The 12,190-nt window shown below is 72.2% G+C and carries 11 protein-coding genes; 4 read left to right on the top strand and 7 right to left on the bottom strand.

Annotation, left to right across the window (positions count from 1 at the left end; genetic code table 11):
* Positions 1-45: 45 nt before the first annotated feature.
* A complete protein-coding gene (locus tag ACQUQD_RS35865) occupies positions 46-1,347 on the bottom strand; it encodes an SWF or SNF family helicase (RefSeq protein ID WP_428956364.1) in 1,302 nt (433 codons plus the stop codon).
* Positions 1,344-4,154 carry a DEAD/DEAH box helicase gene (locus ACQUQD_RS35870; RefSeq protein ID WP_428956365.1) on the bottom strand — a complete coding sequence of 937 codons (2,811 nt, stop codon included), beginning with the start codon at positions 4,152-4,154 and terminating at the stop codon, positions 1,344-1,346. The genes ACQUQD_RS35865 and ACQUQD_RS35870 overlap by 4 nt, the downstream gene beginning before the upstream one ends.
* A 340-nt stretch (positions 4,155-4,494) precedes the next feature.
* On the opposite strand from ACQUQD_RS35870, the gene ACQUQD_RS35875 reads away from it, so the two are divergent.
* Both ACQUQD_RS35875 and ACQUQD_RS35880 read left to right on the top strand, forming a co-directional pair.
* On the top strand, positions 4,495-5,562 hold the full coding sequence (locus ACQUQD_RS35875; RefSeq protein WP_428956366.1) for a fatty acid desaturase family protein: 1,068 nt from the start codon (positions 4,495-4,497) through the stop codon (positions 5,560-5,562).
* Between the two features lie 170 nt (positions 5,563-5,732).
* A complete protein-coding gene (locus ACQUQD_RS35880; protein WP_428956367.1) occupies positions 5,733-5,915 on the top strand; it encodes a hypothetical protein in 183 nt (60 codons plus the stop codon).
* Here ACQUQD_RS35880 and ACQUQD_RS35885 read toward each other — a convergent pair.
* The 4 genes from ACQUQD_RS35885 to ACQUQD_RS35900 form a co-directional block, all read right to left on the bottom strand.
* Positions 5,912-7,288: a tannase/feruloyl esterase family alpha/beta hydrolase gene (locus tag ACQUQD_RS35885; protein WP_428956368.1), complete on the bottom strand. Its 1,377-nt coding sequence runs from the start codon at positions 7,286-7,288 to the stop codon at positions 5,912-5,914. The genes ACQUQD_RS35880 and ACQUQD_RS35885 overlap by 4 nt on opposite strands.
* A gap of 112 nt (positions 7,289-7,400) precedes the next feature.
* On the bottom strand, positions 7,401-8,249 hold the full coding sequence (locus tag ACQUQD_RS35890) for a hypothetical protein (protein WP_428956369.1): 849 nt from the start codon (positions 8,247-8,249) through the stop codon (positions 7,401-7,403).
* A 469-nt stretch (positions 8,250-8,718) separates the two neighbouring features.
* Positions 8,719-9,060, bottom strand: coding sequence for a hypothetical protein (locus ACQUQD_RS35895; RefSeq protein WP_428956370.1), 342 nt, complete (start codon positions 9,058-9,060; stop codon positions 8,719-8,721).
* A gap of 123 nt (positions 9,061-9,183) precedes the next feature.
* The gene (locus ACQUQD_RS35900) at positions 9,184-9,717 is read right to left on the bottom strand and encodes a PadR family transcriptional regulator (RefSeq protein WP_428956371.1); all 534 of its coding nucleotides are present in this window, start codon (positions 9,715-9,717) and stop codon (positions 9,184-9,186) included.
* A 113-nt stretch (positions 9,718-9,830) separates the two neighbouring features.
* Between ACQUQD_RS35900 and ACQUQD_RS35905 the strand changes: the two genes are divergently transcribed.
* Positions 9,831-10,583, top strand: a complete 753-nt coding sequence (locus tag ACQUQD_RS35905) for an alpha/beta fold hydrolase (protein ID WP_428956372.1) — start codon at positions 9,831-9,833, stop codon at positions 10,581-10,583.
* Between the two features lie 9 nt (positions 10,584-10,592).
* Here the strand turns inward: ACQUQD_RS35905 and ACQUQD_RS35910 are convergent, their stop codons facing one another.
* Positions 10,593-11,192 (bottom strand): class I SAM-dependent methyltransferase, encoded by a 600-nt coding sequence (locus tag ACQUQD_RS35910; protein ID WP_428956373.1) that lies wholly within the window; start codon positions 11,190-11,192, stop codon positions 10,593-10,595.
* Between the two features lie 216 nt (positions 11,193-11,408).
* Between ACQUQD_RS35910 and ACQUQD_RS35915 the strand changes: the two genes are divergently transcribed.
* Complete coding sequence (locus tag ACQUQD_RS35915) at positions 11,409-12,182, top strand: MHYT domain-containing protein (protein ID WP_428956374.1); 774 nt, start codon at positions 11,409-11,411, stop codon at positions 12,180-12,182.
* Positions 12,183-12,190 lie beyond the last annotated feature (8 nt).

A 12,190-nucleotide genomic window follows, 5' to 3' on the forward strand; every position in this document is an offset into this window, starting at 1 on the left:
CCGTCGGACTACTCCATGCCGGTCGTGCGACGGGCTTGCGAAGCGCTACTCCTCGCCGGTCCCCAGCGCTGTGGCCAGGGCCGATGCCGGGTCGGAGACCGCCGGACCCGCCGGGGCCCAGCGGCCCCGCTCCTTGCGGTACGGCCACCAGCGTCCGTCGCGCCCCAGACGCAGCTGGGCGTCCTCGCCGGAGACGGTCCAGCGGCCGCGGGCGGCCTTGAGCGCGGGCTCCTCGCCCGGCTCCCAGGCCGTCGCCAGGGCGGCACGCGCGCGTGCCGCCGATTCCGGGTCCAGGGTCCACTCCTCCTCCAGGACGGCGAGGGCAGCCGCGCCTCCGTGCTCCCAGGCGCGCACGGCCAGCGCCAGGCCCTCGCGGTCCCGGCCCGATCCCCGCGCGAGCCGCTCGGCGATGTGCCGCTCCGGTCCGGCGGCGGCCAGCCGTACGGCGTCCTGCGACAGGGAGAGCTCCGGCCACGCGGCGTGCTGTTCGTGTCCCGCGGAGAGTGCCTCGGCGAGCAGCCGATGCGCCTCCACCGCGGCCTGCGCGCCCAGGAACGTCAGGGCGGCGACATCCGTGTCCTCCGGCGGCGGCGCCTCCGTGTCCAAGGACGGCGGCAGCCCCGGCTCCGGCGGCAGCCCGGGGGGTCCGGGCAGCGGCGGCAGCACGACCGCGGACGCGTAGGCCTCCGCCGCGTCCACGCCCTCGACCTCCTGGGACGGTTCGGCCTCGGGCTCGGCGCTCGCGGCGCTGCGGGCCTGGAGCTCGTCGAGGAGCGCCCGCTCGGCTCGTCCGCGCAGCAGGAGCAGCACGAACGGATCCTGGTCGAGCAGGCGGGCCAGCTGATAGCTCAGCGCGGCCGTGTGCGCGCAGTGGTCCCAGGCCTCGCAGTCGCAGCGCGGCTCCAAGTCGCCGATACCCGGCAGGAGTTCCACACCGGCGGCGGCCGCGTCCTCCACCAGGTGCGGCGGCATGTCGCGGTCCAGCAGAGCCGCGATGTGCCCGGCGCGTTCGACGACCATGTCCAGGAAGCGGTCCCAGGCGTCCTCGTCGAGCCGCTGCAGCAGCACGTCCGAGCGGTGCAGGACGCCGCCGCGGTCCTCGACGACCGCGGTGATGCGCCCCGGCCGCACCGACACCGCGCCCACCGCCCCGGCACGCGCCAGTCTGCGTCCCGCCTTGAGCTGTGCCAGGTCGAGCGCCGTGTCCTCCAGGGCCTTCACCCAGGCCTGCCCCCACCACGTCCCGGCGAAGCCCCGGCCGTGCGCGGCCGGCAGCGCGGCGAACGTGCGCTCCTCGGTGTCCGCGTCGTCGGGGAACGCGTCCTGCTCGTCGTACGGCTCACTCATCGGGCGCCCCCTCGCAGCTCGACCAGATCGGCCAGCTCGGCATCGGTCAGTTCGGTCAGGGCCGACTCGCCCGCGCCGAGCACCGCGTCCGCCAGCTCCCGCTTGCGCAGCAGCATGTCGGCGATGCGGTCCTCGATCGTCCCCTCGGCGATCAGCCGGTGCACCTGCACCGGACGGGTCTGCCCGATGCGGTACGCGCGGTCCGTGGCCTGGGCCTCCACGGCCGGGTTCCACCAGCGGTCGTAGTGCACCACGTGTTCCGCGCGCGTGAGATTGAGCCCGGTGCCCGCGGCCTTCAAGGAGAGCAGGAAGACCGGCACGTCCCCGTCCTGGAAGCGCTGCACCATGGCTTCGCGCCCCGCGACCGGGGTACCTCCGTGCAAGAACTGCGACGGAATTCCGCGCCCCGCCAGATGCCGCTCCACAAGGCGCGCCATCTGCACGTACTGGGTGAAGACCAGCACGCTCGCGCCCTCGGCCAGGATCGTGTCCAGCAATTCGTCGAGGAGCTCCAGTTTTCCGGAGCGGCCGGCGATGCGCGGCTCGTCCTCCTTCAGGTACTGCGCCGGGTGGTTGCAGATCTGCTTGAGGGCCGTCAACAGCTTGACGATCAGGCCGCGCCGTTCGAAACCGTCCGCTCCTGAGATCTCCGCGAGGGTCTCGCGCACCACCGCTTCGTAGAGGCCTGTCTGCTCCTTGGTGAGGGAGACGGCCCGATCGGTCTCGGTCTTCGGCGGCAGCTCGGGGGCGATGCCCGGGTCGGACTTGCGGCGCCGCAACAAGAAGGGACGCACCAACTTCGCCAGGCGCTCCGCCGCGGCCGGATCCTTGCCTCCCTCGACGGCCTGCGCGTAGCGCGTGCGGAAGGTGCCGAGTCGGCCCAGAAGACCCGGCGTGGTCCAGTCGAGGATCGCCCACAGCTCCGAGAGGTTGTTCTCCACCGGGGTGCCCGTGAGCGCCACCCGCGCGCGGGCACCGATGGTGCGCAGCTCCTTGGCCGTGGCCGAATGCGGGTTCTTCACATGTTGCGCCTCGTCGGTGACCACCATCCCCCAGGGCACCTCCGCCAGTTGGGCAGCGTCCAGGCGCATGGTGCCGTACGTGGTGAGCACGAACTCCCCGTCGGCCAGGTCCTCCAGGGAGCGGCGCCCGCCGTGGAAGCGGCGTACCGCGGTACCCGGCGCGAACTTCTCGATCTCGCGCTGCCAGTTGCCCATGAGCGACGTCGGGCAGATCACGAGCGTGGGTCCGGCTGTCTCCCGTGCGTCCTGCCGGTGCAGGTGCAGCGAGATCAGCGTGATCGTCTTGCCGAGGCCCATGTCGTCGGCGAGGCAGGCGCCGAGGCCGAGCGAGGTCATGCGGGCCAGCCAGTTCAGGCCGCGCAACTGGTAGTCGCGCAGCTCGGCGGCGAGCGCGGCCGGCTGCCCGACGGGGTCCATGCCCTCGGGGTCCGCCAGGCGGTCCCTGAGCCCCGTCAGCCAGCCGGTGGGCCGCACGTCGACCCGGCGGCCGTCGATCTCGGTGGAGCCCGTCAGCACGGCGCTCAGCGCGTCGACCGGCGTCACCTTGCGGTCCTGGTGGGCACGGGCGCGCCGGGCCTGCTCGGGATCGACGAGCACCCACTGGTCGCGCAGCCGCACGACGGGACGGTTCGCCTCGGCGAGCCGGTCCAGTTCCTCGCGGCTCAACTCCTGGTCGCCGATGGCGAACCACCAGTTGAACGCCAGCAGCGCGTCGGCGGACAGGAACGACGGGGCGCCCGAGGAGAGCGCGTCCTGGCCGTCGCCCTCGGGCGGACCGATCACCGCCCGGGCCGTCAGCTTGCGGGCCATCTCCCTGGGCCAGTGCACCTCGACCCCGGCCGCGGACAGCGCCCGTGTCCCTTCCCCGAGCAGCTCGCTCACCTCGTCGTCGGCCAGCTCGACCGCGTCCGGGACGGTGGCGGACAGCAGCGGGGCCAACGGCGTCCACGCGCGCGCGGCACGTCGCAGGGCCAGCAGCGCGTCCATCCGCGCCCGCGCCCCGAACGCCTTGCCGGAGGCGCCGACGCCCGCCCAGACCTCGGCCGCGTCCGCGACCAGCGCGGGATCGCTGACGCTGTGCATCTGCAGCACGGCGCGGAACGGCAGGCGGGTCTCGTCGTCGGTGACCTGTGCGAGACCGGGCACCTCCACACGCAGCGAGATCCGCACGCCCGCGTCGTGCCCGGCCGCCACGTCGGACGCCCACGGCCGCAGCTCGGGAACCCGTTGCGGTGCCCGCGCCGCGAACGCCGGGGTGCCCGTGGCGAGCGCGGCGGCGGGGGAGCGGGGCAGGGTGTCGGCCACCGCGTCGAGGAAGGCCCGCAGCAGCCGCTCGGGGGCGTGCAGCCGTAGCGGTCCGCTGTCGTCCATGGGAGCCGCGTGGGCCTCGGGCGGCATCGCGGCGGCCAGCTCCCGCACCCGTTCCAGATCCTCGGGCCGCAGCGGCCCGGCACGCCACGCGTCGTGATCATCGGCGCTCAGCCCGGGCAACAGCATCCCCCGAGCGGCGAGTTGGAGCGCGAGCAGGGCGGCCGCACCCCAGAAGGCCGTCGTCGAGTCGGCCTGCGCGGAGGCACGCGCGCGCGTGAGGACCGGAAGCGCGGACCGCACGGGCAGCGCGACCGCGGTGACCGTCACCCGCTCGACACCGTCGGCACCGCCGTCCTCGGGCAGCGCCAGCGACAGCTCGACGCGGGTGCCCGCGTCCGGGAGGGGCGGCTCGCCGCCGTCGGGTCGCCAGAAGGCGACGGTCGAGGTGCGCGCCGGGTCTCCCGGCGTGAACACCGCACAGCAGCGGACGAGTTCGGAGGTCTCGACGGGAGTGGGTGCGGGATGCGTGTGCTCGGAGATGGCAGCTTCCTCGTATTCCTCAATTTTGACTACTCGCCCTGGAGTCGGCGAGGGTACACCGCCGTCACCGCCGGACGGACGCCTTCATGTCGTGATGTGTCTCACCGAACCCTTAAGGGTGTGGCTAACCCCCCGTCGGGGGCGGGCTGGCCCCCTCCCGCAGTCGGGTGGTGGCGCCATGGCTGTCCAAGGCCCCTGATTCATAGGTTTTTCGAGGCCGGGCCGATGCGAGGTCCGCCGTATCGACCCCGCCCTCCAGAGACGGAGAACTGCCATGGCCTTGGCCGTCGGAACCCTCCCGGAAGACGCCACAGGAGCCGCCGCGCGGCAGTCCCCACCGGAAGGAGGAAGCGAGTTCACGCCGCTGCTCCGCGCCATCAAGGGGCAGGGCCTGCTGGACCGGCGCACCGGCTGGTACCTGCGCACCATAGGAGTCAACGCCCTGACCCTGGCCGCGGTCGTCACCGGCATGGCGCTCATCGGCAGTACCTGGTGGGTACTCGCCCTGGCCCCCGCCCTCGCCGTCCTGTGTGCGCGCACGGCATTCATCGGCCACGACGCGGGCCACGCCCAGATCACCGGAAACCGGTCGGCGAGCCGCGTCATCGGCCTGATCCACGGCAACCTGTTGCTGGGCATGAGCTACGCGTGGTGGAACGACAAGCACAACAGGCACCACGCCAACCCCAACCACATCGACAAGGATCCCGACGTGGCCGCCGACGTGCTCGTGTTCACCAGCGGGCAGGCCGCGACACGCGTGGGCCTGCGCGGCTGGCTCACCCGCCACCAGGCCTGGTTGTTCTTCCCGCTCACGCTGCTCGAAGGCCTCGCCCTGAAGCTCTACGGCTTTCAGGACCTGCGCCGGCAGACCGGCCGGGAGCGCCTGGTGGAGGGTGCGCTCCTCGTGGCCCACGTCGTCGGCTACGTGACCCTGCTGCTGACCACCATGCCGCTCGGCCACGCACTCGCCTTCGCCGCGCTCCACCAGGCGCTGTTCGGGCTGCACCTGGGCATGGCCTTCGCGCCCAACCACAAGGGCATGGACATGCCCGACCCCGATGGCGACAAGTGGGGCCACCTGCGACGCCAGGTCCTCACGTCGCGGAACATCAAGGGCGGCGCCCTGACCGACTGGTTCCTCGGAGGTCTCAACTACCAGATCGAGCACCACCTCTTCCCGAGCATGCCCCGGCCCCATCTGCGGCTCGCGCAGCCCATGGTGAAGGCCCACTGCCGCGACCTGGGCATCCCGTTCGCGGAGACCGGACTCGTCGACTCCTATCGCCAGGCCCTGCGCCACATGTATGAAGTGGGAGAGCCCCTGAGGGCCGACATCTGACGTGCCTCCCGGCAGTGGTACGCCGTCCCGGGGGTATCTCAGGGGCGCGGGATCAGGGTCGTATCAGGGTCGTGCGCCGGAACCGTGGACGTCGCGGGCCCGTTTCTCAGAGCAGAGGCGAGCCCGCCCCACCCAGCCGAGGGCGAGCCGCCCCGAAGGAGGCCACACACATGTCGAAGAACGCGAAGATCGCCGCGGGAGGCGTGGCAGCCGGGATCATCCTGCTGATCTGGCTGCCTTGGTGGGCGGCCCTGCTCATCGTGCTCGGCGTGCCCACCGCCGCGTACCTGATGCTCGACTCCTCGCAGCGGCGCAGGCTCCGCCGCGTCACCCGCAGGGAGATCGGGCGCTAAGAGGCGCTCACCGAGCACGAGTTGACGACGTCACCGTCCGTGGGCCGTGCGACGGTCCGGTCCGCGGGCGGCTTCGTCCCGCTCCGCACCCAACGGGTGAGCGTGTCGAAGGCGTCCCGATAGCACGGCAGGATCGGCCGGAGCCGGTCGGGATAGGTGTCGTACAGGCCGTCCGTGTGCGTGCCGCCACTGATCCTGTACGTGCGATGCAGCCGGCCGCGCCCCTCGGCATCGGTCATGCGCGCGTACACATCCGCGTCCGTCGCGATCGGCAGCAGCGTGTCCAGATCGCCCTGGAGAGTGATCAGCGGCTTCCCGACGCGTCCGGTCAGCGCCACGCGCGCGACGGCCCGGCGCACCGAGGCGGGGCGTGTCGCGTAGTCGTAGACGGCGTCGGACGCACACGGGGCGAGGATCTCCTCCGTCGTCGAACCGGCGGACGTACCGGGGCAGTCGGCGTCGTACCCGGGGTCGAACTCCGCGCGGTACACCTTCTGCGTGAGCCCCCAGTACGCCTTCTGGTGATACGCCCACAGGAACTCCGAGCCGCGCGCGAAACCCGCCGCATACATGTCGCCCGCATCAGCCGTTCCCTGCCCGAGCGCCACGGCCGTGGGCAGGGAAGTCAACAGATTGGGCCCGTCCGCCGTCCACAGGACGCCTTCCCAGTCGACACCCCCGTCGTACAGCTCCGGACGGTTCTCCAACTGCCAGCGCGTGAGATACCCCGCATTGGAGATGCCGGTCATGAACGTGCGCTGCGGCGCGCGACCGTAGCGCTGGGCCACGGCCTTCGTGGCGGCCCGGGTGAGCTGTGTCGTGCGGGCGTTCCACTCGGCGACGGCGTCCCCGGGACGCGCCCCGTCCCGGTAGAAGTCCGGTCCTGTGTTGCCCTTGTCGGTCGCCGCGTACGCGTACCCCTGGGACAGGACCCGGTCGGAGATCGCCTTGTCGGTCGCGTACTGCTTGCGGTTGCCCGGCGAGGCGGTCACCACCAGGCCGCCGTTCCAGCGGTCGGGCAGCCGGACCACGAACTGGGCGTCGTGGTCCCAGCCGTGGGTCGTGTTCGTGTGCGAGTCGTCACCGAAGTATCCGTCGATCTGCATCCCGGGCACGCCCGACGGGTTCCGCGTCCCGGCCGCGGTCAGACCGGCCTGGTCGGCGGTGTCGGTGTACGGGGTGCCCGCGAGACCGGCGGTCGTCAGGTCGTCCAGGCAGGCCCGTTGCTGGAACTGTGCGCCCGGCACGCGCGCGTGCGTCTGGCGCGTGCAAGGGGCCTCGTGCGGGGAGGCCGCGCTCGCGGCCTGCGGCCCAGAAGCGGCCAGGGCCACGAGCGCCGTGGCCAACAAAGGAACGGATCTGGGCGTGCGCATGGGGAGGCCTCCTCGAAGTGGCGGGAAGAGACCTCATCGTCGAGGTGGAGCCGGTCCACATCCATGGTGCGGGGCCACATGCGGCGCTCCCGGACCATGTGGTGACGGCGGTTCAGACCGGCCGTACGGCCATCTTGTCGAGCGCTTCCAGGAGGCTGGGCAGTTCCGGGCCCCGGCCGACCGGCAGCACCTCGCCCGGCTCGTCGTCGAGCAGGATGAAGGCGATGTCGTCCGTGCGCGCCACCATCGACCAGCCCGGTCCGTCGGCCCGCAGCGTCCGCGCGTCGCCCGACGCGAACGCGGACCGCACCCGGCCCAGCGGCGGAGGAGCGTCCACGTAGGCACGCGCTTCGGCGAGAGCCCGCCGGATGCCCAGGTGCGAACCGCCCGACGAGGTCTCTGCGTCGTCCCCGTCGGCGCCCTCCTCGGCCGCCGTGCCCTCGGTACCGGTGGCGAACTGGGAGTCGTCGATCTGCTCACGCCACGTGGCCCACTGCAGCGCGATCTCGTCCGCCCCCAGGCGCCGCTGCGCCGGACCCCACGTCTGCGTGTCGGGCGGGCAGAGCGCCGGCATCTCGTCGATGTCCGGGTCGGGCTCGGGATCGTGCGGATCCGGCACGCCCGGCGCCGCCACCGCCAGCGCGAGCGGCCAGCCCGGCAGGGCGGCGACCATGCTGTTCTCGTCGGGGGAGAGGTCGTACTCCATGCCGCAGTCCCAGGAGGCGATCGCCACGGCGACCAGGGACACGTCGTCGACGACCACCGTCCAGCGGGCGCCCTGCGCGTCCTGGCCGAGGACCAGTCCGTACCCGTCGGCAGGCGGCGCCAGACCCAGTGCCGCGCATGCCTCGGGGTAGTCGTCGCCGAGCACACTGGGGAACTTCGCGGGCGTCAGCAACACCGCCGTGAGTACGTACAGCGCGTCGTCCCCGACGGCGACAGCGTCGTCCGTCCCGGCCATGCCAGCCTCCCCTGAGGTTCGTTCCGTCGGCGTGACCTTAGTCAGTCGCGGACGATGTCGTACAGGGGCGATGACCAGGAAAATCAGTGGTCAGTCCGGTTACTCGCGCCCACCGTGGACGGCATGTCGACATCTCGTGTGCACTTTGTGTGCCTCGCGTGCCGGGTCTCGTTCAAGAAGGCGGGCACACACGGGCGGGCACGGCGCGATGTCCGCCCGCGCTGCGAGGGGAAGTCGATCGAGGCGGGCGCGGCGCCGGCCGCGCCCGAGCGCCGTGACATCGCGGGCCGGCGCGCTCTCGGGGCGGTCCTGGAGGCCGGTATCCGTTGTCGCGCGGCCTGCCGCGGATGCGGTCCCGGGTATCGACCGCGCACGCCGCGCGAGGTTCGTGAACGCCTCGCGCACGCGGCCGGCACCGGCGTCTGCGCGCGCACGGCCCTTCAGCGCGCCGACCCGTCGCACGCCGATGTCAGGCGGCGGGCAGGCCGAGGAGGCTCCGCGCCACGGCTTTCGGCGGCTGGTCCCGCTCCCGTGCGAGGGCGATGAGGGCCCGGCACGCCAATTCGTTCACACCGAAGACCAGTGCGCCGGGTTCCACCCAGCCGGCGGCCTCGTCGATCCGCTCCTGATCGTCCTCGACGCAGGCCGCCACATAGGTGGCTGCCGCTTCGAACAGGTTGTGCGGGCGCCGCCGTCCTTCGGCGGGCCGGCCGGCCTCGCGCACGGAATGTTCGGCTTCCCGCAGCCGTTCCTCGCGTCGGGCGACCCTCTTGCGCCAGGTGCTCCATGATTTCCGGACTCTGCCGAGCATGCGCGTCACCGTCCCCTGCCGATGGCCGCTGGGTAGGCCTTCGACTTGTCAACTGCCTTTACCCGTTGTGGAGTTGCCTCAATGGTGACAGAAGCGGGTCGGGGTGTTCCCGTCTTGGGGAGGTCAGCAGCCCGCGGATTCCAGGTCCTTGAGCGTGTCGCGCAGCCAGCCGAGCTCGGCGCGACTCGTGGCCCGCGCGATGGTGAGAATCCCGCGCCGGAAGGGATCCTCCAACTCCTCCGCTCGCAGCGGGCGCTCACCCTCGTAGAAGAAGCTCGCGGGCTCCTCCAGGAAGTCGAGCCGGCGGTGCAGCACGTCCGCCTGCTCCTGAGGGTCGTCCAGGTGGCGCAGGAAGGCGAGCACGGTGAACCAGCGGTTCTCGTCGGTGATGTCGGACCGGGCCGGCTCGCGCAGCCTGCGGCGCAGCTCCTGGCGGCCTTCCTCGGTGAGGCTCAGTACGTGCCGTGGCGCCGCCGCCGCACCGGGCTGCTGCTCGCGCGCGAGCAGTCCCGCCTTCTCCAGGCGCTTGATCGCCGGGTACAGCGTGCTCTCGGCGACCGGCCGCACGTGCCCGGTGAGTGCGGTGATGCGCTTGCGCAGCTCATAGCCGTGCAGCGGCGCTCCGTAGAGGAATCCGAGGATGGCGAGCTCCAGCATGTGCCCATTGTGGCCCACGGGAACGCTCGCGCTGTACATCGTTTACGAAGTACTACGTGACCGATGTATGGTCGGTCGGCAGTGCGACTGAGGATGCGAACAAGGAGGACGTCATGCGGCAGGCGCAGTTCGACGCGCAGGGGAGTCGGATCCGGTGGACGGAAGCGCCGGGCGAGGAGCCCGCGAGGGTCTACGTCCACGGACTCGGCTCGGCCTCGACGGTGTACCACGCGCACATCGCGGCCCGGCCCGAACTGGCCGGCCGCCGCTCCTTGTTCGTGGATCTGCCCGGTCACGGGATCAGCGACCGCCCCGCCGGATTCGGGTACACCCTGGAGGACCACGCCGACGCGCTGGCCGCGGCGCTCGACGCCGCGGAGGTGAGCGGGGCCGAGATCATCGGGCACAGCATGGGCGGCGCCGTGGCGATCGTCCTGGCGCACCGGCGGGCCGACCTCGTCTCGCGGCTGGTCGTCACCGAGGGGAACCTCGATCCGCACCCGGGTCCCACCGCGGGCAGCAGCGGAATCGCGAGCTACGGAGAGGCGGAGTACGTGACGGGTGGCGGCCACGCGCGTGTGCTCGAGAAGGTCGGCCCGCTGTGGGCCGCCACCATGCGTCTCGCCGACCCGCTCGCCCTGCACCGCACGGCGGTCGGGCTGGTGCGCGGCACGGAGCCCACGATGCGGCGCATGCTGCAGGACTCGACGGCCGAGCGCGTCTACCTCCAGGGCGTACGGACCGGTGAACTCCCCGGCAAGGAGGGCCTGGAGGCGGCCGGTGTCCACGTTGTCGACGTTCCGGACGCGGGGCACAACGTCATGTTCGACAACCCGGACGCCTTCGCGGCGGCCGTCAAGGGATAGCCTCCCCGCTCAGCCCTCGCGCACCGCCAGCGCCAGGAACCGCGCGTCCTCGTCGACGTACGACGTCATGCGCCAGCCCGAACCGGCGAGCAGAGGGCGCAGATGGGGCTCGGCCCGCAGGTCCTCCGGCGTGATCTGCCGCCCTTGGCGCGCGGCGAGGGCCTTGCGCCCGATCGGATGGAAGAGCGCGAGCAGACCGCCGGGCCGCACCACACGCCACAACTCGCGCAGGTTCTCCGCCGGTTGAGGAAGGTGCGAGATGAGGCCCGCGCCGAACACCGCGTCCAGTGATGCCGAGCGCAGCGGCAGCCGCGACACGTCCGCGTGCAGCAACTGTCCCTGCCCGTCCCGCCCGGCCCGTACGGCGGCCGCCAGCATGGCCGGTGTCAGATCGGCGCCGAGCACCACGCCCGAAGGCCCCACCGCCGCGCGCAGCGGCGGCAGCGCGCGCCCCGTACCGCAGCCGGCGTCCAGGACCCGGCCGCCCGGGCGCAGGCCCAGCGCGGCGACCGCGGCGGCGTAGGCCGGACCGTCGTCGGGGAAGCGGGAATCCCAGTCGGCGGCCCGTGCCGTGAAGAACTCCTGCACGCGTGTGGCGTCATCGCTCATGCGCTCCATGATTGCGCAGCCCACCGACAGACGACGCGACACGATGGAGGGACCTCGGGTCGAAAGCTCCCTATCCGAACCGAAACCGTCGCATGCACGTGCGGTGCACATGTTCGACCCTGCAGCGATCGTTCAGAAGCGCATCTCTGTCATATCCCAGCAGCTTTCGAAATGCGCCCCTGTTGTGCGCCCCCACCACGACTAGCTTCCCGGGCCATGGGACACCTGGACCACGCCGCGTTCGGCTGGCTTACCCCTGTGTTGTCGTACGCGATGGCCTGCATCGGTGCCGCACTCGCGCTGCGCTGCACCGTGCGCGCCCTGAGCGCCACGGGGCGGACCCGCCGCAACTGGCTCGTGACCGCGGCCTCCGCCCTCGGCACCGGCATCTGGACGATGCACTTCGTCGCGATGCTCGGCTTCGGCGTCAGCGGCACCGAGATCCGCTACAACGTGCCGCTGACCATCCTCAGCCTCGTCGTCGCCGTGGTCGTGGTCGGCGTCGGGGTCTTCGCCGTCGGCTACGGCCACGACCGGGGCCGCGCCCTCGCCCTGGGCGGCCTCACCACCGGGCTCGGGGTCGCCAGCATGCATTACCTCGGCATGGCGGCTCTGCGCCTGCACGGCCGGGTCGGCTACGAACCGCTTCTGGTCGCGCTCTCCGTCGCCATCGCCGTCGTCGCGGCGACCGTGGCCCTGTGGGCCGGCCTCAACATCAAGTCGCCGGCGGCCGTGGCTGTCGCGTCCCTCGTGATGGGCGGCGCCGTGAGCAGCATGCACTACACCGGAATGATGGCGGTGAGCGTGCGCGTGGCACCCTCCTCGGCCGCGCTCCCCGGCGCGACGGCGATGCAGTTCATCTTCCCGCTCGCCGTGGGACTGGGCTCCTACCTGTTCCTGACGTCGGCGTTCGTCGCGCTGTCCCCGACCGTCGACCAGCGGGAGACCTCCGCGACGACGCCACCGCCGGTGGAGAGCCTGGCCCGTTGACGCAACCG

This window comes from Streptomyces sp. cg35, from assembly GCF_050410835.1.
GTDB lineage: Bacteria > Actinomycetota > Actinomycetes > Streptomycetales > Streptomycetaceae > Streptomyces.